The 26,404-nt window shown below is 36.9% G+C and carries 18 protein-coding genes and 2 pseudogenes; 4 read left to right on the forward strand and 16 right to left on the reverse strand.

Going from position 1 to position 26,404, the window contains the following annotated elements; translation table 11 throughout:
- The first annotated feature begins 62 nt into the window (after window positions 1-62).
- Entirely contained in the window at window positions 63-4,277 is a 4,215-nt protein-coding gene (locus tag RHAB15C_RS02545; protein ID WP_194845288.1) for an autotransporter-associated beta strand repeat-containing protein, read from the forward strand.
- Window positions 4,278-4,462: 185 nt separating this feature from the next.
- Here the strand turns inward: RHAB15C_RS02545 and RHAB15C_RS02550 are convergent.
- Both RHAB15C_RS02550 and RHAB15C_RS02555 read right to left on the reverse strand, forming a co-directional pair.
- Window positions 4,463-4,849, reverse strand: a pseudogene (locus RHAB15C_RS02550) (transposase family protein); the annotation flags it as partial.
- 524 nt (window positions 4,850-5,373) lie between these two features.
- Window positions 5,374-5,871, reverse strand: coding sequence for a hypothetical protein (locus RHAB15C_RS02555; protein WP_194845286.1), 498 nt, complete (start codon window positions 5,869-5,871; stop codon window positions 5,374-5,376).
- A 566-nt stretch (window positions 5,872-6,437) separates the two neighbouring features.
- On the opposite strand from RHAB15C_RS02555, the gene RHAB15C_RS02560 reads away from it, so the two are divergent.
- Together RHAB15C_RS02560 and RHAB15C_RS02565 are read left to right on the forward strand one after the other, a co-directional pair.
- On the forward strand, window positions 6,438-8,729 hold the full coding sequence (locus RHAB15C_RS02560) for an autotransporter outer membrane beta-barrel domain-containing protein (protein WP_194845285.1): 2,292 nt from the start codon (window positions 6,438-6,440) through the stop codon (window positions 8,727-8,729).
- A gap of 52 nt (window positions 8,730-8,781) precedes the next feature.
- Window positions 8,782-11,091: an autotransporter outer membrane beta-barrel domain-containing protein gene (locus tag RHAB15C_RS02565; RefSeq protein ID WP_220716072.1), complete on the forward strand. Its 2,310-nt coding sequence runs from the start codon at window positions 8,782-8,784 to the stop codon at window positions 11,089-11,091.
- Here RHAB15C_RS02565 and RHAB15C_RS02570 read toward each other — a convergent pair whose 3' ends face one another.
- The 4 genes from RHAB15C_RS02570 to RHAB15C_RS02585 form a co-directional block, all read right to left on the reverse strand.
- A complete protein-coding gene (locus RHAB15C_RS02570; RefSeq protein ID WP_194845792.1) occupies window positions 11,092-13,914 on the reverse strand; it encodes a valine--tRNA ligase in 2,823 nt (940 codons plus the stop codon).
- A gap of 85 nt (window positions 13,915-13,999) precedes the next feature.
- A complete protein-coding gene (locus RHAB15C_RS02575; RefSeq protein WP_194845791.1) occupies window positions 14,000-14,935 on the reverse strand; it encodes an Rpn family recombination-promoting nuclease/putative transposase in 936 nt (311 codons plus the stop codon).
- Between the two features lie 65 nt (window positions 14,936-15,000).
- Window positions 15,001-15,537, reverse strand: a complete 537-nt coding sequence (locus tag RHAB15C_RS02580; protein WP_194845790.1) for an NUDIX hydrolase — start codon at window positions 15,535-15,537, stop codon at window positions 15,001-15,003.
- Complete coding sequence (locus tag RHAB15C_RS02585; RefSeq protein ID WP_194845789.1) at window positions 15,515-18,301, reverse strand: protein kinase domain-containing protein; 2,787 nt, start codon at window positions 18,299-18,301, stop codon at window positions 15,515-15,517. The genes RHAB15C_RS02580 and RHAB15C_RS02585 overlap by 23 nt, the downstream gene beginning before the upstream one ends.
- A gap of 128 nt (window positions 18,302-18,429) precedes the next feature.
- On the opposite strand from RHAB15C_RS02585, the gene trpS reads away from it, so the two are divergent.
- Window positions 18,430-19,455 carry a tryptophan--tRNA ligase gene (trpS, locus tag RHAB15C_RS02590; protein WP_194845788.1) on the forward strand — a complete coding sequence of 342 codons (1,026 nt, stop codon included), beginning with the start codon at window positions 18,430-18,432 and terminating at the stop codon, window positions 19,453-19,455.
- Here the strand turns inward: trpS and RHAB15C_RS02595 are convergent.
- From RHAB15C_RS02595 to RHAB15C_RS07320, 10 genes and pseudogenes are all read right to left on the reverse strand, one after another.
- Window positions 19,422-19,790 (reverse strand): UbiA prenyltransferase family protein, encoded by a 369-nt coding sequence (locus RHAB15C_RS02595; protein ID WP_194845787.1) that lies wholly within the window; start codon window positions 19,788-19,790, stop codon window positions 19,422-19,424. The two genes, trpS and RHAB15C_RS02595, sit on opposite strands and share 34 nt — an antisense overlap.
- 120 nt (window positions 19,791-19,910) lie before the next feature.
- Complete coding sequence (locus RHAB15C_RS02600; RefSeq protein WP_194845786.1) at window positions 19,911-23,333, reverse strand: ankyrin repeat domain-containing protein; 3,423 nt, start codon at window positions 23,331-23,333, stop codon at window positions 19,911-19,913.
- Window positions 23,334-23,433: 100 nt separating this feature from the next.
- Entirely contained in the window at window positions 23,434-23,886 is a 453-nt protein-coding gene (locus RHAB15C_RS02605) for a hypothetical protein (protein ID WP_194845785.1), read from the reverse strand.
- A 155-nt stretch (window positions 23,887-24,041) separates the two neighbouring features.
- Window positions 24,042-24,479 (reverse strand): annotated as a pseudogene (locus tag RHAB15C_RS02615) (IS630 family transposase).
- Window positions 24,480-24,523: 44 nt separating this feature from the next.
- Entirely contained in the window at window positions 24,524-24,658 is a 135-nt protein-coding gene (locus RHAB15C_RS07420; RefSeq protein ID WP_220716084.1) for an IS630 transposase-related protein, read from the reverse strand.
- Complete coding sequence (locus RHAB15C_RS02625) at window positions 24,609-24,896, reverse strand: IS630 transposase-related protein (RefSeq protein WP_220716073.1); 288 nt, start codon at window positions 24,894-24,896, stop codon at window positions 24,609-24,611. The genes RHAB15C_RS07420 and RHAB15C_RS02625 overlap by 50 nt, the downstream gene beginning before the upstream one ends.
- 177 nt (window positions 24,897-25,073) lie before the next feature.
- Window positions 25,074-25,247 carry a hypothetical protein gene (locus RHAB15C_RS02630; RefSeq protein WP_194845782.1) on the reverse strand — a complete coding sequence of 58 codons (174 nt, stop codon included), beginning with the start codon at window positions 25,245-25,247 and terminating at the stop codon, window positions 25,074-25,076.
- A gap of 90 nt (window positions 25,248-25,337) precedes the next feature.
- Window positions 25,338-25,619, reverse strand: a complete 282-nt coding sequence (locus RHAB15C_RS02635; RefSeq protein WP_194845781.1) for a hypothetical protein — start codon at window positions 25,617-25,619, stop codon at window positions 25,338-25,340.
- A gap of 84 nt (window positions 25,620-25,703) precedes the next feature.
- Window positions 25,704-26,003: a hypothetical protein gene (locus RHAB15C_RS02640; RefSeq protein WP_194845780.1), complete on the reverse strand. Its 300-nt coding sequence runs from the start codon at window positions 26,001-26,003 to the stop codon at window positions 25,704-25,706.
- Window positions 26,004-26,245: 242 nt separating this feature from the next.
- A complete protein-coding gene (locus RHAB15C_RS07320) occupies window positions 26,246-26,368 on the reverse strand; it encodes a hypothetical protein (protein WP_281422368.1) in 123 nt (40 codons plus the stop codon).
- Window positions 26,369-26,404 lie beyond the last annotated feature (36 nt).

Raw genomic sequence — 26,404 nt, forward strand, 5'->3', positions numbered from 1 at the left:
TGAATTTTATTTTTACTTATTTTATTGGATCTATTTTACTGTTTATAGAAATAGATTAATAAATGAAGACACTATTGCTTTTAGCTTGTCATATTTTGATTCTGAGCTCTAGATCTATATGGAGCTCTGACTTTAGAGTGACAAATAATGCAGATAGTGGGGCTGGGAGTTTAAGACAATCAATCATTGATTTAAATGCTTCAGGAAGTTCTCAGCCAAATACTATTACATTTGATCCAGGCCTTGGTAGGATTTGGCTTTTAAGCGATTTGCCTGCAATTGAAGTGGAAGGAGAATTCACCACATCTACTGAGGATTCTTTAGTCATCGATGGGAGCAAAAATCAATATCGCATATTTAGTCCATCGAATAAATCTTTTAGGGTTAATACTTCTCCTTTTTCTTCTTTGGCTTTATTAGGAGTTCTAGATTCAGGATCTCTTGTAAAATTGGGGAATGGAGAGCTCATTTTAGAGGAAAATAATAGTTATACTGGAGGAACAGCGGTTATTGCTGGTTTATTAGCTCTTTCTGGATCTGGAAGTTTAGCTCCTACTGGTAAAGTAGCGATCAATTTTGAAGGAATGTTGGATATTAGTGCTATTAGCTCTGATGCTCAAACAATTAGCAATTTAAGCGGATCTGGAGGAAAAATTGTTTTAGGAGCAAAGACATTGGTCATAGAAGAAGGGCTTTCCACAGAATATGGAGGGGCTATTAGTGGAACAGGTTCTATTGTTAAGCAAGGATCTCAAACGCTCATCTTAATGGGAAAGAACACCTATGTTGGTGGAACCATAGTCAATGAAGGGGTTTTACAAGGAAATACAACCAGCTTACAAGGAGACATCGTAAATAATTCTTCTCTTGTTTTTGATCAAATTAATTTAGGCGAATACACTGGGGTGATTTCAGGATCTGGCACTTTAATTAAGAAAAGTGCAGGAACACTTATCTTAAGTAATACGAATACGTATTCTGGAGGAACTACGGTCCTTGAAGGAGGATTGCAAGGAAATACAATGAGCCTGCAAGGAGATATTGCAAATGATGCTTTAGTCATATTTGATCAAGCTGATACAGGAACATATAATGGAATGATTGCAGGAACAGGGGCTGTAATCAAACAAAATACAGGGACACTTATCTTAAAAGGTAGTAACCACACTGGAGGAACAACGATTAATGCAGGAAGATTAACTCTATTAGAAAGATTACTTTCTATGGGATCTGTCGATATTCATGCAGGGGTCTTTGATATTAGTTCTATTTCAGCTTCATCGCAAACTATTTATAATTTAAGCGGTGTAGGAGGGAAAGTTGCCTTAGGAACAAAAACGCTCATTGCAGGATCGCTTGATGATACAACTTACGAAGGAGTGATTAGTGGAGCTGGTTCTTTTACTAAACAAGGATCAGGAACTCTTACACTTAGTGGAGTACATATTTATACTGGAGCAACAACGATTTCTTCTGGGCGAATTGCGCTTTCCGGTAATGGTTCTTTAGCAATAAATAACCCGGTTATTCTCAGTGGAGTAGATAGCATTTTTGACATTGCAGAAGCTAATGGTACACGTAGTATTGGAAGCATTAATGGGGTTAAGGGAAGTCAAATTTTATTAGGAGCTAATACATTAATCGTTGGAGATTCTAGTTATACAAGTTATGCAGGAATCATTAGAGGAACAGGTGCTTTTGTTAAACAGGGATCGGGAAAATTAATCCTAGCAGGTTCCAACATGTATTCTGGAGGGACTTTGGTTAACGCTGGAGTCTTACAAGGAAGTACAAATAGCCTACAAGGAAATATCTTAAATAATGCTTCTGTAGTGTTTGATCAAGCATATACAGGAATATATGATGGAGTGCTCTCAGGATCTGGCATTTTAACTAAACAAAATACAGGGACAGTGGTTTTTACAGGACCCAATACGTATTCTGGAGGGACAATAATCACTTTAGGAACATTAGCTCTTTCAGGATCAGGAAGCATATCTCCTACTGGATCTGTTATGATCAACGTAGGAAATTTTGATATCAGCAACATCACTGCTTCATCGCAAGCCATTGGTGAGCTAATTGGAGGAGGAAATATTTTTTTAGGAGAAAAAGCGCTGATTACGGCAGCTGAAAATGACACAAGTTATGTAGGAATCATTAGTGGAACAGGGTCTTTTATTAAGCAAGGTAATGGGGCACTGATTTTGAGTGGAACTAATATCTATTCCGGAGGGACAACAATCCATGCTGGGACATTAGCTCTTTCAGGATCCGGGGAGCTTTTTCCTACAGGAGCTATTACTATTCATGCAGGAGTTTTTGACATAAGTAACATTGCAGGTTCATTCCAAAACATAGGTGATTTAAGTGGTACAGGAGGAAAGATTGTTTTAGGAGATAAAACGCTGATTCAAGAAGCTTCTAATCATACAAGTTATGCAGGAGCAATCAAAGGCTCTGGTGCTCTTATTAAACAGGGCTTAGGAACTCTTGTGTTAACAGGTGATAACACCTACTCTGGAGGAACTAAAGTACATGGTGGAATTCTGCAAGGAAATACAAATAGTTTGCAAGGAAATATCTTCAGCGATGCTCAGTTGGTATTTGATCAAATAAGTTCCGGGACTTATGAGGGGATTATCATGGGGAATGGAAGCTTGATTAAACAAGGACCTGGGATGTTAACCATGCTAAATGATTGCTCCTGTTTTACAGGTACAGTTTCTATTCATGAAGGCATTCTTATGATGAAAGGCAAGATGGGAGGAGAAGTGGAGGTATCTGCTAATGCAATGTTAGCTGGTATAGGATCTGTAGAGAATGTCATCAACCACGGAATGGTTAAACCTGGTAGCTCGAGTGGAACTCTAACCGTAAATGGAAATTATACCCAAGGTGCTTCTGGAATATTAAATATAGAAATCGATGAGCTTAAAGCTAGTAGCTTGCTTCAAGTGACAAAATCTGCCATATTAAATGGAGTCTTACAAGTAAGCCCTGAACCTGGATTGTATTTAGAAGGAACAACCTATACCTTTCTTACCACAGGATCTGTTACAGAACAATTTAGCAGTACCTTTAGCACTAGGCCCCTTAGTTACACCATCAACTATTTTCCCACACAAGCTCAACTCTTTATTCTTGCTTCTTCTTTGATTTTACCTGCTAGACCAAGTGGCAATGCAGGGGCTGTAGTGGATTATCTATTTTGCCCCTCTTTTGACTTTACTAATACCGATCTTGTCACAATTGGAGAAGCCTTATTAGAACTTCCTGCAAATCAGTATGCAGAGGCTTTAAATAGATTAACCCCCTCTCAATTTGGAGCCTTTGCCTTAAACGAATTGGAAAACAACTTTAGTATAGCAAATAGTTTTTTTGTAACAGAAGCAAACCAAAGAGCTTGCTACTATCCCTGTGAATCTACCCATATTTGGATCAACCCATTAGGACTTGTCTATTCGCAAAAAAGCCGTCTGCAACTAGGTCAGGAAGCTGTGGGATTTACCAATCACACTTATGGGGTAACAGCTGGAATAGATCATCTATTTAGCAATGATTGGAAGCTAGGTTTTGGCCTTGGTTATTCCTATTCCCATTTACATTGGAAAAATCAAGCAGGAAAAGCTAAATCTGATTCAGGGTATTTAGGCCCTTACATAGGGTATTATTGTGGAAGTTTTTATTTTGACTTTCTTGTATTAGGCGCAGGTAATTTTTATGATGTAGATCGAAAAATTGTATTCCCAGGCATTGATCGCACAGCAAGTAGCCATCCTACTACTTGGGATCTTTCCGAGATTGCATTAATAGGCTTTAGACTACAGCCCTTTTGCAACTTTTTCATACAGCCAGAAGTTTCACTAGACCAGTTAAACGCTTTCCAAGAAAGCTTTCATGAAAAAGGAGCTGACTCTATAAATTTAGCCGTAAAAAGAAAATACACCTCTTTTTTACGCTCGTTAATCAATCTAAAATTTACTAAAGAATGGCTTATGTGCAACATGTGTTTAGCTCCGAGTGTCAACGTAGGTTGGCTTAGAACAACCCCTTTAACAGGTAGACACTACACAGCTAAGTTTCGAAAAGGTACGTTTTGTGAACCAAATTTTTCCGTGACTAGCTTTAGTAAAGTAGTAGACCAAATTCTTGTGAGTGGACAATTTCTGCTCTCTTCTCAAGGTGGTTTTAGTCTGTCTTTAGGTTATGATGGCAGGTTTGGATATGGCTCTCAAGTAAATGAAATCAATCTAGCTCTGGATTGGAGTTTTTAACTTACCTTACGCACTAAAGATATCTTCTCATAATAAATCTCTTTCGAAACCCATTAACATATAGAAATTTAATTTTAAACTTTCACGAAGAAGAAAGACTAAAAGATTACTTTAAAAAAAAGACACCCTTCTATCAAGAAAGAGAGAAGTTTCAAAAGAGAATAGATCTCTTGCATAACTCAATTTTAAAGCTCCCAATTATAAATTCCAGCTATAAGATTAAATCTTAAGCAAAAACGTTTTCGTCGATTTCTATAACGATCAGAGAGTATTTTAAAACGCTTAAGTAAGCCAATTACATTTTCATTAATAGAGCGCTCTCTAGCTAGATATTGGTTGTTGCGTTTATCTTCTCTTGTTAGGGGATTTTTTTTAGTTCTCCTTTTGGGCATTTGTGTTTTTTTATGAAGCTTTTTTAATCCTTGATATCCTGTATCTGTAATTATTTTGGTATGGGGATGGATTTTTACTTTGGATTCTTTAAATAAACGAAAATCATGACGCTTACCATTTGCAAATGCAGTGCAAATAATCTTCCAATTTTTTTTGTCTACTATCACCTGGCTTTTTATTAGAGCTCTTTCAAAACTAGAAAATAAAAAAACCCTTGTATAAAATAATGTCCTTAAAAGTACATAAGGGCATAATGAAGTTTGAAAAAGCAAAAGATTTAGACAACGAGAAATACGGTAGTGATGCGTTTATATTTTCAGTCACCTTCTAATGAAATACTCGATCTACTATCATTTGCATGATTTTCAGGGTATCCCATAAGAGTGGGACTTGAGGCTGGGAGTAAAGCGACTTTACCTGCAAGAATATGAAGAAGATTGTAAATCCCTATTGGGAATATTATGACTGCCAAAATTTGCTTTATAATTCTAACAATTTTATGTTCGATGTTCCATTTATAAACAACAGGCAAAGATTTATTCGCAGTTAAGTCCCTTTGTGTATATTCTAAATAATCAGGCTGGTTATAAAACGCATTTTTCCCAATCAGTTCATCTCGAAAAGGGATCTAAGGAACTGGCCTATAGCCTCCCACTACATCAGAAAGAGGAACGGATTGTGAACTCATAGAGTTCCTATTGTTTTATACCAAATGCAGTAATAAAAAAGGCAAAGGATAATTAGGCTCAGGATATGGTCCTTGGTTAATGTATTCCATACAACCTATACACACCGATGCATTGTATAATTCTTTTCCTATGTTCCAAACAGTAGCAATAGCATCAAGAGAAGCATTAGCAATCCACCCAAATGGAACAAAAGCTTCTAGTACGCCTCTTCCTATTTGAGTAATCCCTGTGAGCAAACATTCGTCATACCAATGAGCTATGATAACACCTCGCATCGCATCTCTTTCGCCCACAGCCCAGGCAACTGCATATATCAGCAATCCTGTTCCCATACGCAAGCAACCAGAAACAACAGAAACTCCTGGAATATATCCTAAAATATTTAAAGTAAGGTTGTGAACCTTTAAAAGAGTCACTACGGCATTTCTAACCTGCCGTGGATATACATAATCTGTGTGCCATTTCAAATTAAAAGTATCCATATTGATGGAACAAAGACCGTAGGTATTCATATTTCTCCCTTATTTGGCAACAAATATAGCTTACCCAACCATTATTTATCAAAGATTTTCCTTATTATAATGAATTATATAATTACAGATAATATTATAATTATTAATAACACATCATTTCACAAACAAATTTCTCACTATATCGAAATAACTTAAAAGAATTGGAAATTTGACGAGGAGGTTCCTCAAAATTTTTATTCAGAGGGAGCGGCTACCAAAAGGCAAAGGGCAAGTAGGAGCAAGAGTTATGAGGTAAAAGGGACGTGGTCAAAAACCGATTCTTTAAGTTATACGGAAAGGCTTCTTTATTTTCTAGTTTCGAAAGAGCTCTATTCTTCTATATGCCACCGTTTTTGGTAGGCTTCATAGATTCGGTCCGCATTGCTACTTAAGTCGTTTACATAGTAGTTTAATCTGTATAGATGTCGAGAATGTCTTGTGTCACATTTTTCCAACTTTTTGCTATCTTAAGGTGAGTTTTTAATTAAAATTTTTGCTGGTGTTAATATACTATTTTTTTTATTTTTTAAAAAAAATAGTATATGATTTTCCTGGAGAGTTAAAAGATGCGAATAATAATGGCTATAACGCTTAGCTCCCTAAGCTTTGCTCCTTTATGGGCGGATAATTTTCAAGTTACAAATAGTCAAGATGCTGGAGTCGGCAGTCTTAGACAAGCAATTACTGATTTTAACGCTGCTAGTGGAACAAATACAATTATTTTTAACTCGGGGATTGGAAACATTCTTCTTGGTAGTGATTTACCACTGATTACTCGTCAAGGGACTATTGTTGTGCCTTCAGGAACTTCTCTAGACATTGATGGAACTGCAGGACCTTATCGTATATTTGGAGCAAGCGGCGTTGCAAACATTTCTATTCAAGTTCCTTCTACTTCTGGCTTGAATCTATTAGGGTTAATGGATGGAAGTGGAACTCTTATAGGTTCTGGTGGTGGAATTCTAGACTTAAGAGGAAGCAATACTTATACTGGAGGAACGATTATCAACTCAGGGTTAATACTAGCTCTTATTGGAACAGGGACTCTAGATCCTGCTTCTGGGGTTGTAGTGAATTCATCTACATTTAACATTGCGAATATTACAGCTCCTGTACAAACGATTGCAGCTTTAAGCGGTAGTGGTAATGCATTAGTTGAATTAGGATCAAAGAACCTGATTGTAAATCAGACAATTTCTACAACATATCCAGGAGTAATTGATGGAATTGGCTCTTTTACCAAACAAGGATCGGGTATACTGACTTTAACAGGTGATTCTTCAGGCTTTTCTTCAGGAGCTGTTAATATCGATGCAGGGACTCTTCTAGTAAATGGTAGGTTAGAAGGCACCTTTACTATAGATAATAACGCTATATTTGGAGGTGCTGGAACAGCAATTGGCAATGTAACCAATAATGGTAGTGTGCAACCAGGTAACTCCATTGGCACATTAACCATAAATGGAAATTATACGCAAAATGCTTCTGGAGAGCTTGTCATAGAAATCAATGAAGCAGGAGCAACAGATCTACTTGTTGTTACAGGAGCTGCCACATTAAATGGAGTCTTACAAGTAAGCCCTGAACCTGGATTGTATTTAGAAGGAACAACCTATACCTTTCTTACCGCAGGATCTGTTACAGGACAATTTAGCAGTACCTTTAGCACTAGGCCTCTGAACTACGCTATCAACTATTTTCCCTCACAAGTCCAACTCTTGATTCCTAGTAATTTTTTTGTAACGCCACCTAGACCAAGTGGCAATGCAGGGGCTGTAGTGGGCTATCTATTTTGCCCTTCTTTTGACTTTACTAATACCGATCTTGTTACAGTTACAGAAGCCTTATTAGAACTTCCTGCAAATCAGTATGCAGAGGCTTTAAATAGATTAACCCCCTCTCAATTTGGAGCCTTTGCCTTAAACGAATTGGAAAACAACTTTAGTATGGCAAATAGCTTTTTTGTAACAGAAGCAAACCAAAGAGCCTGCTACTATCCCTGTGAATCTACCCATATTTGGATCAACCCATTAGGACTTGTCTATTCGCAAAAAAGCCGTCTGCAACTAGGTCAGGAAGCTGTGGGATTTACCAATCACACTTATGGGGTAACAGCTGGTGTAGATCATCTATTTAGCAACGATTGGAAGTTAGGTTTTGGCCTTGGTTATTCTTATTCCCATTTACATTGGAAAAATCAAGCCGGAAAAGCTAGAGCGGATTCAGGGTATTTAGGCCCTTACATAGGGTATTATTGTGGAAGTTTTTATTTTGACTTTCTTGTACTAGGAGCAGGTAATTTTTACGATGTAGATCGAAAAATCGCATTTCCAGGGATATCTCGCGTAGCAAGTAGCCATCCCACTACTTGGGATCTTTCCGAAGTTATGTTATTAGGGTTTAGATTAGAGCCTTTGTATAACTTCTTTGTGCAGCCAGAGTTCTTATTAGATCAGTTGAATGTCTTTCAAGAGAGCTTTCAAGAAAGCGGGGCTAATTCCATAGATTTAGCTGTAAAAAGAAAATACACCTCCTTTTTGCGCTCATTAATCAATCTAAAATTTACTAAAGAATGGCTTATGTGCAACATGTGTTTAGCTCCGAGTGTCAATGTAGGTTGGCTTAGAACAACCCCTTTAACAGGTAGACACTACACCGCTAAGTTTCGAAAAGGTACGTTTTGTGAACCAAATTTTTCCGTGACTAGTTTTAGTGAAGTAGTAGACCAAATTCTTGTGAGTGGACAATTTCTGCTCTCTTCTCAAGGTGGCTTTAGTATGTCTTTAGGTTATGATGGCAGGTTTGGATATGGCTCTAAGATAAATGAGGTAAATCTAGCTCTGGATTGGAGTTTTTAATTAAATTTTTTGCTAGTGTTAATATACTATTTTTTTACCGGAGAGTTAAAAGATGCGAGTAATAACAATTATAATACTTAGCGCCCTAAGCTTTTCTCCTTTATGGGCGGTTGATTTTCAGGTTACAAGTAATCAAGATGCTGGACCCGGTAGTCTTAGACAAGCAATTACTGATTTTAATGCTTCTAGTGGAACAAATACAATTACTTTTAATTTTGATTCGGATGTTGAAATCATTTTCCTTAATAGTAATTTACCTCTCATTACTCGTCAAGGGACCATTATTGTATCTACACAAACTCATCTAATCATTGATGGAACTGCAGGACCCTATCGTATATTTGGTGCGAACAGTCCTGTAGACGTTTCTATTGAACTTCCTTTTTTCTTTTCTAGCTTAAATCTATCAGGGTTAATAGATGGAAGTGGAGCTCTTATAGGTACCGATCTTGGATCTTTAACCTTAAGTGGCATCAATACGTATACCGGAGAAACGGTTATTAACTCAGGGTTAAGATTAGATCTTGCTGGAACAGGTATTCTAAATTCTGTTTCTGAGGTTGTATTGAATGATTTATCCAGATTGGACATTTCGAATATTACAACTCCTGCACAGACGATTGCAGCTCTAAGAGGTAGTGGTGATCCAACAGTTCTATTAGGATCAAAGAACCTGATTGTAAATCAAGCAATTTCTACAACATATCCAGGGTTAATTCAAGGAACTGGTTCTTTTACCAAACAAGGATCGGGTATACTTACTTTAGCAGGTAATTCACCTGATTTTCACGGAGGTGTTGTAGTAGATGGAGGAACTCTTTTAATAAATGGTTTTTTAGGAGGCGGTGCTAATACCATTGCTGTATCTCCTAATGCAATACTCGGTGGTAGTGGAATCTTAGCTGGCACCGTAACCAATAGTGGTAGTGTGCAACCGGGTAACTCCATTGGCACATTAACCATAAATGGAAACTATACGCAAAATGCTTCTGGAGAGCTTGTCGTAGAAATCAATGAAGCAGGAGCAGCAGATCTGCTCGATGTTACAGGAACAGCGACATTGGGTGGAACTCTGCAGGTAGATCCAGAACCTGGGCTGTATTTAGAGGGCACAACTTATACCTTTCTTACTGCAGGATCTGTTGTAGGACAATTTAGCAGCACCTCTAGCACTAGATCTCTTAATTACGCTATTAACTACTTTCCTACACAAGCGCAACTCTTGATTCTCGGTTCTTCCATACTTTTACCTGCTAGACCAAACGGTAATGCAGGATCTGTGGCAGATTATCTCTTTTGTTCCTCTTTTGATTTTGCTAACACCGACCTTGATACAGTTGCAGAAGCCTTGCTTATTCTTCCCACAGATCAGTATGCACAGGCTTTAAATAAATTAACTCCTTCTCAATTTGGGGCGTTTGCTTTAAACGAATTAGAAAATAACTTTAGCATTGCTAACAGTTTCTTTATCAGAGTTAATCAAAGATCATACTGCTATAATACCTGCGACTCCACCAATATTTGGGTTAATCCCATAGGACTTGTTCACTCACAAAATAACCGTTCTCAAATTAGTCAAGAAGCCACCGGATTTATCAACCATACCTATGGAGTTGTGGGTGGAGTAGACCATGTATTGAACAATGACTGGAAGTTAGGTTTTGGCCTTGGCTATTCCTGCTCCCACTTACGATGGAAAGATCAAGTAGGCAAAGCTAAATCTGATTCAGGATATTTAGGTCCTCGTATAGGATATGATTGCGAGCGCTTTTACTTTGATCTTCTAGTTCTAGCAGCAGGCAGTTTTTACGACGTAGATCGAAAAATTGTATTCCCAGGCATTGATCGTACAGCAAGTAGCCATCCTATTACTTGGGATCTTTCTGAAATTGCATTAATAGGCTTTAGACTGCAACCCTTTTGCGGCTTTTTCATACAGCCAGAAATTTTACTAGACCAGTTAAACGTTTTCCAAGAAAGTTTTCATGAAAAAGGAGCTGACTCTATAAATTTAGCCGTAAAAAGAAAATACATCGCCTTTTTACGCTCTTTGGCTAACCTGAAATTCGTTAAAAAGTGGACCTTTTGCAGCATGTGTTTAGCCCCTAGTGTCAACGTAGGTTGGCTTAGAACAACCCCTTTAACAGGTAGACACTACACCGCTAAGTTTCGAAAAGGTACGTTTTGTGAACCAAATTTTTCCGTGACTAGTTTTAGTGAAGTAGTAGACCAAATTCTTGTGAGTGGACAATTTCTGCTCTCTTCTCAAGGTGGCTTTAGTATGTCTTTAGGTTATGATGGCAGGTTTGGATATGGCTCTAAGGTAAATGAAATCAATCTAGATCTGGATTGGAGTTTTTAATTAGTGCTCTAGCCAGTCTAATTTTTCTATGGTTTCTTCAAGTTTTTTTTCCGCTTGAAAGAGATTATCTTTTAGCGTACTTACAAGAGAAGAAGGAGCCTTTTCAAGAAAATTTGTATTAGAAAGTTGCGTACGAAGTTTATTTTGCTGTTGGATAAGCTTTTCTTTTTCTTTAACCAAACGGATTTTTTCTTTAGTTTTTAATTCTTGTGGCAGAGGAATCTGCAATTTTAAGGAGCAAACAAGCGTTTCTGCGCTAAAGGGAAGATTTTGAGTTTCTTCTGTAAAGGTAATGGATTGGATACGGATAAGTGCTTTTAAGAAACTACAGTTTTTCTCTAAAGCACTTCTTTGCTCATCTTGAAATGGTGCTTGAACAAATAGATCAATAGCCATATTTGGTGGCATTTGCATTTCAGCTCGAATAGTACGGATAGCATGAGTTATCTGGCCCAAGAAAGCAAATGTTTCTTCCACGTCAGGACGGATATCTTCTAGAATAGCTTGTGGGTAATTTGATACGATACAAGCAGAACTATTAAGCGCTGCTAGAGCTTCTTGAGTATAAGGATCTATTTTGCTATCTGCTTTAGAGGCGAGTTTTTGCTTGATTTTATCAAAGAGTTCTTCTGTTACAAAAGGTGCTATAGGATGTAGTAGGCGAATAGAGCTAAGTAAAACCAAAGAGAGGATTTTTTGTTTATTTTTTCTGCTAGCATTTGCAGGATCTATTAAGATGGGTTTGACCAATTCCACATAGTAAGCACAAAATTGATTCCAGAAAAAATCATAGGCTGTAGAAAGCGCTTTATCAAAAGCATATTCTTTTAAATAGTCATTTACACTTTGAATAGTGCGGTTTAGCAAGGAAAATATCCAATGATCTTCTAAAGTAAGGATAGATAAATCAAGTCCTGTAGCAAAATTATTTGCGCTTAAATCCTCGATATTCATAAACACAAAACGGGCGCCATTCCAAATTTTATTCACAAAATTTTTACATTCTTCAAATTTACGACGATCTAAATCAATTTGACGAGCTTGTGTAGCGCTTGCACAAAGACCCATGCGCATGGCATCTGTTCCGTAAAGATCGATAATTTCCAAAGGATCGATGATATTTCCTTTGGATTTAGACATCTTTTCCCATTTAGAATGAATCTCTGAAGGAGGTGTTTGTCCTAGCTCAAAAGGATGTTTTTCTGCGTGTGTTAAATAAGCAATAGATCCGTTTTCTGGATGACGCCAATACGATTTTCCGTAGATAAGTCCATGTAAAAACACCTCAGGAAAAGGCGGCTGATTTAAAAGATATTCTCCCATTAGGATCATCCGTGCTACCCAAAAAAACAAAATGTCATGGCCTGTAATAAGAGTAGAATTAGGATAGAACTTTTTTAGCTCTTGTGTTTGATGAGGCCAACCAAGTGTGCTAAAGGGCCAAATTGCTGAAGAAAACCAGGTATCGAGTACATCTTCATCTTGGTACCAATGATCAGGATCTTTTTGCACTTCAAGTGGTAGATTCATGCCATCAAACACAAGAATCTGATCAGGGTTGTTTTTATTGTACCAAATGGGAATCCGATGACCCCACCAGAGTTGACGAGAGATACACCAATCTCTTAAATGATCAATCCAATGAAAATAGGTATTTTCCCAATGAGGGGGAATCAAGTGTACTTTTTTATCTTCTACCACTTGACGTAGGCGGTCTTTAAATTGGCTAACGCGGACAAACCACTGTTTGGAAAGATAAGGCTCAATAGTTGCTTTTGAACGATAAGAAATTCCTATGCGATGGTTGTGAGGCTCAATCCTATTGATAAGATTTCTTTTTTGTAGGGCATCTACAATAGCTACCCGTGCTTCTTGCATGGTTAGACCAAAGAATTCTTTACCCTGTTCATTAATCCGGCCATCAGGGGTCATAATATTGATACTATCGAGTTTGTGTGTTTGTCCCATATGATAATCGTTCAAATCGTGTGCAGGGGTTACTTTAACAACACCTGTTCCAAAAGAGGGGTCGATAAGACGGTCTGCTATAATGGGAATACTTCTTTTTACAAAAGGAACAATAACTCTTTTACCAATTAGGTGTTTATAACGCTCATCGCGAGCAGATACTGCAAGAGCAGTATCACCAAGCATTGTTTCAGGACGGGTTGTTGCAACTGTGATAAATTGTTCTGGAGCATCTTCAAAGCAATAGTTAATATACCAGAGGAAGGAACTTTTTTCCTCATACTCTACTTCATCATCAGCTAGTGCTGTTTGTGAAATAGGATCCCAATTAACTAGATAATCTCCTCGGTAAATCAATCCATCATCAAACATTTTTTTAAACAAGGTGCAAACAGCTAGGTTGCGCTTCTCATCCATAGTAAAACAAAGGCGAGACCAATCACAGGAGCAACCTAATTTCTTTAATTGATTTAAAATTTGATTTTCACTTCTTTCTTTCCATTGCCAGATCTCTTGGAAAAATTCTTCTCTTGTAAAATCTTTACGCTTCTTTCCTTCTGTTGCTAGTAAATGGCGCTCTACAACGGTTTGTGTAGCAATTCCTGCATGATCGGTTCCTGGAACCCATAATGTTTCATAGCCCGACATTCTCTTCCAACGAATTAAGATATCTTGCAGAGTGTTTACAAGAGCATGCCCCATGTGTAGCACACCAGTTACATTAGGTGGAGGCATACAAATACAAAAAGCGGGCTTTACAGAGGTTGGGTCCGCTTTAAAAAATTGTTTTTCTTCCCAAAAGAGATACCACTTCTTTTCGATTTCTTGAGGCTCATAACTTTTAGACAAGGTCATAGATGTAGCATTAGGAGGTTAAACAGATCAGATTAGCATGCAAGGAGAGAAAATTTCAATGTATTCTCTATTAAGACAATGTTTTTTAGGCTACAAATAATTCCTTGTTTTTCAAGCTCTCTATTTGTTCTCTAGGTAGATTAGTAGCCTGAACGATTAGATCAATTCCACAGCCTGTTTGCAATAGACGCTTTGCTGTTTGCATTTTTTCTTTCTCAATGCCTATGGCTTCACCCTCAACTCTGCCTTCAGTCCTACCTTCAGCTCTACCTTCAGTTTTAGCATTCTCCATCTCATAGATTTGTTGTGCTATAGCAGCCTTGTTATCCATGTGAATACGCTTTAATTCTTCATAAGTAGCAAGATCTCTCTCAGTCCAATGAAATTGATCTAGTGCGGTGTATGCTCTATGAATAATGGTATCTCTGCCTATAACTTTCTGTAATTCTGCTTCGGTGGTTTCATGAGCGTGTTTGAAAAAGTAACACCATTTTTCTTCTATGGTAGATAGTTCTTCTTTGCTTTTATTGAATTTGGGAAGCTCGATAAAGGTAAAGTAGAAGTCTTTAAGATTATGTTCATAGGTTGCTTTATCGAGTATGACATGATCTGATTTGTAATGGGATTTATTAGGAAAAATAATGCAATCAGCAATAGCTATGAAGATAATTTCCTTAAGCCCGTGGTATTCATCTCCAACATTTGCTTGATTGCCATATACCTGAGATGCGTAATATTGCGCGCGCTTTTCAAATCCTCTAGATTTTGTCACTTGCATTTCAATGATGTATTTTATTCCCTTCTTGTCTTTACACAGAACATCGACAATGCTCTGTTTTTTTACCGCGATCTTAGGTGGTAGAATCGGGGATAAGAACTCTATATCCATGATGAGAGCGTCTTCAGAAAAACCGAGAATGTCATTTAAAAAATGCATCAGAATGTCTTTATTTTTTTCTGTGCCGAATATTTTTTTAAAAGCGATATCGTTTTTTGGGTCTAAGTATTTGGAAAGTGCCATTTTGATCTTCCTTTAAGACTATTTCCATTTATTATAGGAAAATAGTGTTTTTCTGTAACACCTGTTTATAAAAGCTGCCATAAAAATAGTGCTGTGCATAAAATGCCATCTACAGGGGTTTTATTTCGAATTTCTTGATACAGCTCTTGTTTTGTTTTTAATAGGGTTTTAATGAGTTCCGATTCTTCTACTTTAGCAGCAGATAGATGAACTACATTTTGAGCAAAAAAATAAAATATCTGCTGATCTGTTATAGCAGGAAGGGGATAGATAGAAGGAAGTGCTTGCCAAGTTCCTCTCCCATAACCGGTTTCTTCGAGTAGCTCTCTTTTAATAGCTTCTAATGGGGTTTCATTTTGGTCGACTCGTCCTCCTGGGCAGCTGAGCAGCCATTTCCCAGTGGGATGTCTATATTCTAAATTAATGATAAAGCGTCCATCTATGGTACGGGCTAAAACAACCGCTGCAGATGAGCAGAGATCAAGACGTGTATAAGTATTTTGAAACCCTGTTGGCCATTTTAAGTAGTCCACATGCACATCGAAAAAGCCATGATAAGCAAACTGGCTTTTTTCTATTTTAGGGATAATAGTATTTGACATGAATAGAGCGTATCTCTTTATGAATGCGGTTAGAGTAGAGTTTGGCTTTTTTTTGATTTCCAGCACAATGAAAAAATAAACGCAATTGGCGAAACAAACAAATCTTTTCCCAAGTCAAAGCTGTTTGACCCCAAGCTTTATTAGTTATTTTTCCCTGTAAAAAATAGTTGAGTAATAGCTTACTAGTGGGGAACTGAGCATCTATTGCTCCTTTAAGATAGGAAGTGGCTTTAGCTTCTGACTGTTTATAGCATAACCAACAACCTATCAGTGGATAAAAAACAGAAGAATCATCTTGCAAACCTTCTAAGTGATGGAAAGCAATGAGTTTTTCTGCTGCGCTCCATCGATTTTGGAGCAGTAGTAACTCTAATCCAAGAGGGGCTAGTTGTTGATTTTGCATAAACAACTCAAGAAGTTCTTTTGTATACGGAAAGGTTGTTTTATTTTTTAGTATTGTTTGATCAAGTAAGTAATAGAGTGCTCTTGAAGTACTTTTGACTCCAGGAAATTGAGTGAGATAGGTTTGGATAGCTAATGAAAATCCTTTTTTGTGCCCTAAGCAAGCAATTTGAATTTCCTCTGCTTCTGCTGGATCAGAGCAAAGGTGTAAATTTTCTCCTACCCACTGATCAAATCCCATTGCTAACAAGCCAAAAAACGCGTTAGTTGCAATAAATGGAGGTGGCGTATTTTCTAGGATTTCGATTAGAGTGATCGGCTTGGCTAACCAAAAAGCTAATTGACAACTAAGATCTAAATGTTCTGTTACTTCATCTTGATTGTCTAAATGAATGAAAAAAGGAATGGGTTCAAGATACTGATTGAGTAAGGTAATCATACGTTTATTTTCTGAAAGACTAAATAATTTAGGGAGATGGCGCAGAGCTAAAAGAGCAAAGTGATAGGCGGATATACGTTTACAAGAAGAGGTCTGATGTAGGCGCATCATAATTTGTTCAACAATCATTTTAAATAAGGGATGTTTTGAATACTTACGAATGCAAATTTCTAAACACTTAATTTCTTCTTCAATCTCTTGGGTTTCTTCATAAACAAGCGATTTTCCCAAGTATTCTAAAGGAGCTCCTGGGGTGTGGCGTAGTTTGCTAAATTCATCTAAGGCAAACAAATACAATCGCTCTCTTTCTCTGGTTTTTTTTTGTACAGCAGCGTATTTAATTAAAGTAATTCCCGCGCGAAATAAAGCCTCTCTTCCTTCCATACGCCCTGAAAAAGAGTTGCCTATTCTTCGGTACTCTAACAGTGCTTTGCTATAATTTTTATTAGCTAAAAAAGCATCGGGAATCGCTAGACAGTTAATCATGGCATTTTGGCTTCCTAAGCTAAGTCGAATTTTAGAAATGGTAAAATAATCATCACACGATACTAAAGCAAGCTGCGCTGCCGGCAAAGGAATCAAGCTTATATAATGACAGATCAACATATGATTTAAATAGACATATAAATGATTATCCATTTTATCGATCTGTATATTCAATGCGGTATTTTCTGGAAAATCTAAATCATTTACAGTCATAACTTCAGCATTACCATAGAAGAGTCTACAGCTCATAGGGTGTTTACTAAGCCATATACAATATCCTTCTTGAAAAGTTCCTTGTTTATTTACCTCAGAAGAGACAAATAACAACCCTACTCCTTCTGAATGAGATTGGATATAAACTTCTGTTTCAATTCGGATATTTCCAGTAAAAGAGTCTTTAGAGAGCATGATCTGTAGCCATTCCATAATCTCTGGAGATCTTGTAATCGCTAGATGTTTAGTTAGTAAAATATTTTCTTGAAACACCCAATCTTGTTTACGATGAATATCTAGCTCAGTTGTTAAAATCCATTCAGGTTTACCTTCTATGAACTTTTTAAGCTCAATGATCATATCATCAACACTCTCAAATCGGTCAGATGCGACTGGTTGTAGACAACGTTTTGCAATATCAACTAGATGTATAGAAATATCTCTGTAGGGAGCAATCTCTGTGGGGTTAATCCATTTTTCTAAATGCATAGTTTTACGGAAACTACGTAAAGAACTTCGATAAAAAGGCAAGCGAAGGGTGAGTATTTGATATAAAATTACACCTAAAGAGTAAATGTCGCTTAAAGGGGTGGATTGTTCTCCTTTTGCACGCTCTGGTGCAAGGTAGTTAAGTGTTCCCGGTACTTTCCCTGGCCTTGTAAGATTTTGGTAATTTCCCATAAGCTCAGAGAAAGAGGTTTCTTCTTGACCTATGAAATCAGCTAAACCCCAGTCTAAAATAAGCACTTCTCCATATTTTCCAATGATAATATTATCGGGTTTTAAATCTCTATGTAGAACTCCTTTAGAATGCGTATAAGCAATAGCTTCGCATACGGAGAGAAAAATACGAGTAAGCGCCATAATGGAGCTACCAATAGGATGTTTAGATTCGGCTATTTTTTCTTCTTCAAAAGCGGTTTTTAAGATTTTTTTAAGTGTTTCCCCTTCTACATAAGGCATCGTAAAATAAGGTATTGCTTGATCGGCATAGATATTAAATACAGGGATAATGGAAGGATGTGTCAGAGTAGCTGTTACCCGGGCTTCTCTTAAAAAGCGCTCTCTTAAAACCGCACTATCTTTTAATTCTGCTCGCATTCTTTTAAGGGCAACTAGTCGACCAGATACGCCCTCTTGCGCTAAAAAAACCTCTCCCATGCCTCCTTTTCCCAAACTTCGTAGGATTTGATAGGAGCTAGAATGATCAAATCTTAAGTTCATGAGTTCAACTTAAATCCGCTAAATGTTAATATGATTTCAATATTTTTTACCTTTATCATCTTCAAATGTTGTCTTTGGTAGAGTTTTAGGTAGATTTTTGCAAGAAAAAAATGATGGGAGTTCAGCTTTTGAATAAACAAATTGTATTAACAGGAGATCGACCGACAGGACCTTTGCATATTGGTCATTATGTAGGATCTCTAAAAAGCCGCCTAGATTTACAAAAAACGTGTAGACAATTTGTTATGATTGCGGATGCACAAGCATTAACCGATCATGCAAAAGATCCTAAGAAAGTGAGAGAAAATGTTCTACAAGTGGCTCTAGATTACCTTGCCATAGGAATAGACCCCGAGCAAACCACTATTTTTATTCAATCATTAATCCCTTCTCTATTCGAGCTTACTTCCTATTTTTTAAATCTTGTCACTTGGAATCGTTTGAAGCACAATCCTACTGTCAAAAGAGAAATTTCACAAAAAGGGTATGAAAAAAATATTCCGGCTGGATTTATGATATATCCAGTTAGCCAAGCAGCGGATATCACAGCTTTTAAGGCAGATCTAGTCCCAGTTGGAGAAGATCAGCTTCCGATGATTGAGCAAACTAATGAGATCGTGCGCCATTTTAACCACGCATACAATACAAATGTATTCACTAGCTGCAAAGCGCTTACTACAAAGATATCGCGTTTACCAGGCCTTGATGGTAAAGAAAAAATGAGTAAGTCTCTGAATAATGCTATCTTCTTATCCGATTCTCCCGAACTTATTTCTAAAAAAATCAAAGGTATGTATAGCGATCCTAGCCATCTTCGAGTGGAAGACCCAGGTAATGTGGAGGCAAATCCTGTTTTTACCTATCTTGATTGTTTTGACTCAGATCTCATTTTTTTAAAAGAGCTCAAGCAAAAATATCGTAAAGGAGGTTTAGGGGATGCCATGGTTAAAAAACATTTAAATGAAGTTCTACAAGCTTTTCTAGAACCTATTCGCAAAAGACGAGAACATTACGCACAAGATCCCCATGAAGTGATGAATATACTCCAGAAGGGGACAGATAGGGCTAATCGGGTTGCGCATCAAACCCTTATAGAAGTGCGTCAAGCAATGAGTTTAGATTATTTTTCCTCATCGTCTTCTTCTAGCTCATGATTGAGGTCTTCTTCCTCTTCAGCAAGAGTTTCCTCCTTGCCTTCCATGAACTCGCGAAACAACAAATAAATCCCACCTGTAGCAAATAAGACAGGCAGTAAAACCTCCCATATATCAAATTGTACGGTGATAAAAACTCCCACAAACACAAAGAGAGTAATGACCATATCGTAAAATCGTCCCAATAAATACTGTCTAAAAGCTAAAGGTAGCCCAATTACTAACATAATAGCAGGCCACCAAGTATGTAAGTAGCTGATGATAGCTAGTCCAATTAAAAACAAAGCTACAGAGAATACCTTGGCGCGTCTTCTAGAAACAAGAGGGTGATGCATGATTTTTTCCTTTTTCTTCACTCTAAAAAGAAAGGGTTTTTTATTTCAAACTTTAATTAATTTTAATTCCAATTAAATAACAATTTAGAGCATTATTAGATAGATCTTTTAATCATTTTTTCAAGGTTTTGCATAAAATAATTTCCATGGAGTCCACCATGAAATTCCACGAGATCGAGATGGATCAAAAAACTCCATTATTTCTCTTCGATTCGTTTCATTTGCTAAATCTCTAGCGGTTTTTCCTGAAGCAATTGGAGCTTCAAGTTTAATGTTCTCCGTAGTAGCTAGGATTTTGACTCCATTGAGCCAATCGTAGACAACAGCCAGATGAATGGGTCTATATCCATTCCCAAGAATACGATTCACATTAGCTCCTTGCTTGATCAGTTCTTTAAGCGCATGTTCCATCTTTGTCTCTATAGCAAAATGTAGAGCCGTCTTGCCATTAAGAAGACGATACTCTACATCTATAGATTGGGTATGTAAAAGCTCCAATGCAATCTGTTCATAACCATGATGAAGAGCACAGATAAGAGAATTCATCCCGTGTTTGGTTGTGAGATTTACATCAATTTTTTCTTTTATGAGTACTTGAACAATAAAGAGTTGATTGTTTTGAGTAGCAATGTATAAAGGAGTTTCCCCATCGTCGGTTTGCGCATCTATTAGAGCTGGTGCAGCGCCAATGAGCATTTTTAAGCATGCTAAATTTCCCTTTTTTGCTGCATAGTGTAAAGCTGTTAGCCCCTGACTATCCCTTACTTTGAGATCTACCTTCCTACGTATCAGTTCTTGTAAAAAGAAGGGATTAGGTATAGAAGCTGCATAATGGATGAAACTCACACCAAGAGCATCTTGAAAATTCCACTCTTGTATTTGATCAGCCACTTCTACAAAGATTTTCTCATCTTGCGTATTGATGGCATGAAAAACTCGGGCTATAGCGTCATTCATGGGATATTTAGGATGAGAAGGGTACAAATAACCTATAGCAGATTGCGTCTTATCTTCTTCAGTGGCATGAAAATTTTCAAATGGCAATTTAAACAAAACCCCCGATGCCTCTGACTCACCAGCTTCCACTGCGATCATTTTATCGCTAGACATAGATGACAGAATAGGACCATACTTTTTCAACAGAGAAGAACTAGCTTCTTGAAAAACCATATCTTTGACATGGATCACACATCCTCCAGCTATATGGATCTTGCCGCTAGACTTCTCTTTCTGTACCGTTAAAGCCTTGGTAATCAGGTTTAATGAAATAACAGCTTCTGCAAAAATAATCGCTAGAGGGTCTTGGAACCACTGCTGCAAGATGGATGTATATTTTAGCACTTGTTCTTTGTTGAATTGAAGATCAAGTAGCCACTGCAATTCTTTTGCATGAGATAGCTGTTTGCTCCTCTTGTCCTTTATGATTTTTTCTACACCTTCAATATCTCTTTGGATTCCTTGAAAAAGCTCATTCATACGAGAAGAGATCTGCTTCGCGCTGAGATTTTCATCAGGACTGGTTTTTATTTGCATCTGCATCAAAGTAGTTTCAGAAGAAAGATGTGTTGCTTGATAACGACCCTTAAAAGCAGGCAATAAAGCCAAAGCAAGCTCTTTGTACTCGTCAAACGTAAAGTCCTTATTCGAGGTTTTTCGTAAAAGGGTTTTTTCTATAGCGGCTGTTAGGATATGAAGAGCTGCTTCTTCAAGATCCTTAGAATTTGGCTGTTGTAAATAGCTAATAAAAATAGCTATTTGTTCTTTAGGAAGATGCTTAAAGAGAGAGGCTGGCTTAAAACTAATTTTGGCAGCTTCAGACTCAGGAAGAGGAGGGAAAAAAGAAGGACAGGCCTTAAGTTCTGTAGGGAAGAAGTTTGCATTTAGAGTAGGGATCTTTTCCGCTGCCTTAAGGGTATTAAAGTAATAGACGTAAAAGTTCATCAAGTTCATAGCATCAAAAAGCTTTTTCATACCAGGAAGGCGAGGCAGCTTTTCTTTAATCTGCTTACACATCAATTGACACGTTTTTTCTAAATTCTGAAAATGAGGCTCCTGCTCTTTGCTACTAGGTTTGCTTCCTATCGTATAGAGAACATCAAAATCTCCATCTAAGGTAAAAAGGTTCTCTGCTTTTTTAATAGAATTTTGTTTACCAATAATCCTATAAGAGATATCTATTTTTTTTGCAAAAATTAAGCCTTGAGAACTTTTTTCTGATTGTTTTTCTACCTCTAAAAACATTTCATGAAATGTTAAAGAAGCCTCTCCTAGATGTTTTCTACAATACTCACGGAAATCGATACTTTTTTCCTTGAGAAGCTTCTTATCTGTAGTAGGATTTTTATTCCACTCTTGTATGAATGATTCCTCAAAAAAAGATCCATTACAAAGCCCTTTCATATAGTAGTCCAGCATAGAGATGGTATATCCTACAAATGTGTTTTTATATATAGGATGGATCACTGGGTACAGCTGCATTTGGGAATTAAAATGGAGACTAAAAAAAGGAATCGTATCGTAGATATAAATCCCTCTAGCTAATTCTAGTAAAATCTGCTTTGTTTCCTTTTCAGAAAGAGAGAAACTCGCATCAGGGATAAAGAAAAAATGTTCACTAACCTCACTTGTCTGTAATTCCTCTAGTAGGTTCAAAATAGTTCCCGCTGTATGGCTAATCCCTTTTACCTCTTCTTTCACCTCTTGCATCTCAGCTGGATGAAGATCAATTGCTTTCTTTGGATGAAAAGAATTATAAAACATCGAGAGCTGATTCGATTGTATCCTTTCTACAAAATCAGCAACATCGGGTGGATGAGCATGAGACTGTAAAGGAACAAGTTTGCCTCCTTGATCTGATTTTGGATCTACAATCCATTGCATCGGGATTCGATTACAGCCTCCACTTGTAATGACTCCATTTTCAACATAGGCCCAGGCTTGAGTGCCATCAGGCATGATCTTCAAATAGAGCTCTTTGCCAAAGGCATCAACGCCCGCTTTGTTTTTCAAGCTCGAGACGACTTCTAATATATAGGCTCGATTTTCAGGGGTGTCTTGTTCGAAATGTCCTTTAGCTTTTTTAAAAATATGCCCAAGGAGACTTTTTTTCTCAAGAAGCCGAGGTTGCTGCCATTCTGTTACTTCTGTAACAGCTGGAGAGTCTATTTGATCCTTTGCAGAAGCGATAAGATGAGGCCAAACGATGATTTGACCTGTTGGTTTGAGGTAAGCCAAATCCCAACGTGCATTTTTCAGCTGTTTGATTTTTTGTAAAGATTGGATAGAGGCGCCACCGCATAAAGGATTGATAATTTTATGCGAGGGAATTACCAGGATCTCTCCTTGTCTATCCAGAACAGCGCCATAAAAACGTCTATTTTTTCCTTCCCATAGCCTTACTCGATTTCCTTGACGATCTATAGATTCATTGGAAATGGGAAGTAAGCCATTGATGATAGATTGCACTCGACCCATATCCATAGGGCGTTGTGCAGACTGAAAAAGCTGTCTAGTTCGTTTGTAGCTTTGCATTTCTAAGGACATTTCCTGCGCTCCCTACTCTTTTTGTTTCTCTATTTTTTTTGAAAGCTCTCGGATCAAAAAAGATCGAATAAGAGTCCGAAACTTTTACTTTAGAAAAGTCTTACCAAGGAAACTCAGCAGACCAATCAAAGTCATAAAAAGTTGTACGACCACTCATGAAATCCTCTTTTGCTTTTCTCCAAAGGGCCCAGGCTTTTTGATGTCCTTTAGAATCTTTTTTCATCGATTCCAAAAAGTGCATTGTATAATCAATCTCTGATTCCCAGTGTTCATTGTGTAATTTGGCAAACTCTATAGCGCATAAAAATACATCCTTCTCGGTTAGCTTTAAGCTTCTTTGGTTTTCTTTAGGAATTCCTGTAGCTCGAAATACCGCTTGATTCCATTCAGCACTTACTTCATATCCCAAACAAACTTCGCGAAAAAAAAGTTTGTGAGTAATAAGTTTATCCTCATCTAATAATAAGGCTTGAGGCTTGATATCCGGCCAGAGGCGAAGAAAAAAAATCAAACTAATCGCAAAACCTTGTTCTACTGAGAATTTTTGTTCCATGGAAAAATTTCTCCTATCTTACCTGTTTGTTGATGCGATTTAGTCTGTGCAAACTGCATAAATCATGCGTAGAAATAATTAAAAGATAGCTAGATTAGCAGCGTAGAGGCTTTTTGTATAAGAATATTTATAGTGATTTGAATTTAAAATTTCCACTAACTACACACCTGTAAAAAAAATTGATCAATAGCTTCTGCAAGGTTTGAATATAAGGTTAAGGCTTCTTTTACTCTTTTCTTAAAATGTGCCCAAAACTTTTCGATAGGATTCAAATCAGGAGAATAGGGAGGCAAGAATCATACTTCGCATCTAGCTCTTTTAATGATTTCTAAACTCTCTTTGGACTTATGAAAACTCGCATTATCCAAAATAACTACTTGTCCAGGTTTTAGCTCAGGGATGAGTATTTGTTCGAGCCACATGTTAAACAACTGGGTATTACATGTTCCTGTATAACAAAAGGGTGCTAAAATGTTTGATCGGTTCTTAACTGCTATAAAACTTTCTCTATGATAACGATTTCCTGATACAGCTCCATATGCTTTTTCCCCTCTGGGTGCTCTTGTATTCTGCCTTTGAAGATATTCATTAATCCCACTTTCATCGACATAAACTCAATCTTCTTCAGCAATTTCCTCTATTCTCTTTTGAAACTTCTCTCTTTTCTTATCATCTCTTTCTTGATAGAAGGGCGTCTTTTTTTTAAAGTAATATTTAGTCTTTTACATGCGTAAAAGACCGCTGTTATCGTTACTCCAAAGTATTCGGCTATTTCTTTTTAAGTAGCTATCCGGACTCTCTTGAAGGTAGGCTTTTAGCTTTTCTCCTTCAATTTTATTAGGACGTCTTTTTCTTGTTTTATTAGGAGCTAAGCGCCTTTGTTCTTTTCTCTTGATCCAATTAAATATGCTACGCGCCGTCACTCCAAAGATTTGACTTGCTTCTTCTTTTGTATTGCCTTTCTCTACATAGTCTAGTGCTTTTTTTCTTAAATCATAGGAATATGCCATGTAAGTATCATGCTTCTTTGTCTTAAAAGTTTAAAGTTAAATTTATATAGTATTTCCTTATGCTTTGCATTTTTTTTAAGTTCTTTTACTTTTTGAAGATTCTTAAATCAAAAACGAGCAAATAAGCACATGTAAAGTTTTTACTTTAGAAAAGTCTTACCAAGGAAACTCAGCAGATCAATCAAAGTCATAAAAGCCTACACGACCACTCATGAAATCCTCTTTTGCTTTTCCCCAAAGGGCCCAGGCTTTTTGATGCCCTTTAGAATCTTTTTTCATCGATTCCAAAAAGTGCATTGTATAATCAATAGATGATTCCCAGTGTTCATTGTATAATTTGGCAAGCCTCATAGTAAATGTTTATTTTTAATTCTAAACAAGTAGTGATAAGTTATATCACTACTTGTATTAATCATTTTTAAGTAACGATTTAGATCATTATTAGATAAATCTTCTTTCAGGAAAATGATTTTGTTGTTTTGGACTCTGATTTATGTATTCCTGGAAGGTTTTTGTATATTTACTAACTATCCCTTCATGGTAAGTAAATCTAGCATGACATGGTTTAGAAGAGAAATCCTCTTTCAGTTTCTGCATTGTCTTGCTTTTCGGAAGACAAGAGATATTAGCATAACGTAATTTAAGCTGTGGTTTTTGATGTGGTTCAAACCAATGCTGTGAATCCTTGGTTATTTTATGTGAGTTATCTAGGAGTTTAGGCATATAATAATTTTTCTGTTTGTTTATACATTTTTATTATTATAGGATTTTTTATTTTAAAATTAAACCACTCATTAAAAATGAGCGTTAATTTGCCTTCTGAGACAAGCTTTTAAATTTTTCCCTTATTGCAGCAACTGATAGGGTTTCTTCTATCTCAGGTTTTTCATTTTGTTTCTTTTCTAAATGTTTGAGTTGAGATTGGGAAAAGCTTTCAGTTAATGGGATTGGTTTTGTGTCTAAAGGGATTGCACTAGTTTCCTTACTATTCTTAGAGCTACGTAAATTTTTTAAACCTTCCGATACTTGATCTTGTGTTACAATAGGTCCTTTACTAGCTTTTATACGCAGAGATTGACTTCGGCAAAGGTTTCTAGTTGATTGCATTTTTGATGTAAGAGTTATTGTATTTTGAAGAGAAAGGCTAATTTTAGAAGAGGGAGGAGGAGGCGGAGGTGGACAAAGAGAAATGATAGGTTGTTTACGCAGTTCAAGTTCTTTGAGTCGTCGATCTTGATTTTGTAAAATAAAGCTTGTTTCCGAGAAAAATTGATGGAGTTCGGTAGAAAATTGTTTCAGCGAATCTTTAAGTTCTTTGCTTAGTCCTGGGGGAGATAATTGTAGAATTCTTAGAGCAAGATTGAAGTCCTCTCAGCTGTAGCCTCTTCTAAGATAGGAAAAATTTTCTGAGTATCTAATGGATGATTAACAGGCACGCTTGCTGAGTTGCTTGTATTAGCTATAGTCATCATGGTATATCACTCCAATTTTATAATAATGAACTAAAA

This window comes from Candidatus Rhabdochlamydia porcellionis, from assembly GCF_015356815.2.
GTDB classification, from domain to species: domain Bacteria; phylum Chlamydiota; class Chlamydiia; order Chlamydiales; family Rhabdochlamydiaceae; genus Rhabdochlamydia; species Rhabdochlamydia porcellionis.

Excerpts from the sequence above, each read along its gene's own strand:
- RHAB15C_RS02545 (WP_194845288.1), top strand. The coding sequence starts at position 63 with ATGAAGACACTATTGCTTTTAGCTTGTCATATTTTGATTCTGAGCTCT.
- RHAB15C_RS02560 (WP_194845285.1), top strand. The coding sequence starts at position 6,438 with ATGCGAATAATAATGGCTATAACGCTTAGCTCCCTAAGCTTTGCTCCT.
- RHAB15C_RS02565 (WP_220716072.1), top strand. The coding sequence starts at position 8,782 with ATGCGAGTAATAACAATTATAATACTTAGCGCCCTAAGCTTTTCTCCT.
- RHAB15C_RS02600 (WP_194845786.1), bottom strand. The coding sequence starts at position 23,333 with ATGTCCTTAGAAATGCAAAGCTACAAACGAACTAGACAGCTTTTTCAG.
- RHAB15C_RS02605 (WP_194845785.1), bottom strand. The coding sequence starts at position 23,886 with ATGGAACAAAAATTCTCAGTAGAACAAGGTTTTGCGATTAGTTTGATT.
- RHAB15C_RS02575 (WP_194845791.1), bottom strand. The coding sequence starts at position 14,935 with ATGGCACTTTCCAAATACTTAGACCCAAAAAACGATATCGCTTTTAAA.
- RHAB15C_RS02570 (WP_194845792.1), bottom strand. The coding sequence starts at position 13,914 with ATGACCTTGTCTAAAAGTTATGAGCCTCAAGAAATCGAAAAGAAGTGG.
- RHAB15C_RS02595 (WP_194845787.1), bottom strand. The coding sequence starts at position 19,790 with ATGCATCACCCTCTTGTTTCTAGAAGACGCGCCAAGGTATTCTCTGTA.
- RHAB15C_RS02555 (WP_194845286.1), bottom strand. The coding sequence starts at position 5,871 with ATGAATACCTACGGTCTTTGTTCCATCAATATGGATACTTTTAATTTG.
- RHAB15C_RS02635 (WP_194845781.1), bottom strand. The coding sequence starts at position 25,619 with ATGCCTAAACTCCTAGATAACTCACATAAAATAACCAAGGATTCACAG.
- RHAB15C_RS02640 (WP_194845780.1), bottom strand. The coding sequence starts at position 26,003 with ATGCAATCAACTAGAAACCTTTGCCGAAGTCAATCTCTGCGTATAAAA.
- RHAB15C_RS07320 (WP_281422368.1), bottom strand. The coding sequence starts at position 26,368 with ATGATGACTATAGCTAATACAAGCAACTCAGCAAGCGTGCCTGTTAAT.
- RHAB15C_RS02625 (WP_220716073.1), bottom strand. The coding sequence starts at position 24,896 with ATGGCATATTCCTATGATTTAAGAAAAAAAGCACTAGACTATGTAGAG.
- RHAB15C_RS02585 (WP_194845789.1), bottom strand. The coding sequence starts at position 18,301 with ATGAACTTAAGATTTGATCATTCTAGCTCCTATCAAATCCTACGAAGT.
- RHAB15C_RS02630 (WP_194845782.1), bottom strand. The coding sequence starts at position 25,247 with ATGAGGCTTGCCAAATTATACAATGAACACTGGGAATCATCTATTGAT.
- RHAB15C_RS02580 (WP_194845790.1), bottom strand. The coding sequence starts at position 15,537 with ATGTCAAATACTATTATCCCTAAAATAGAAAAAAGCCAGTTTGCTTAT.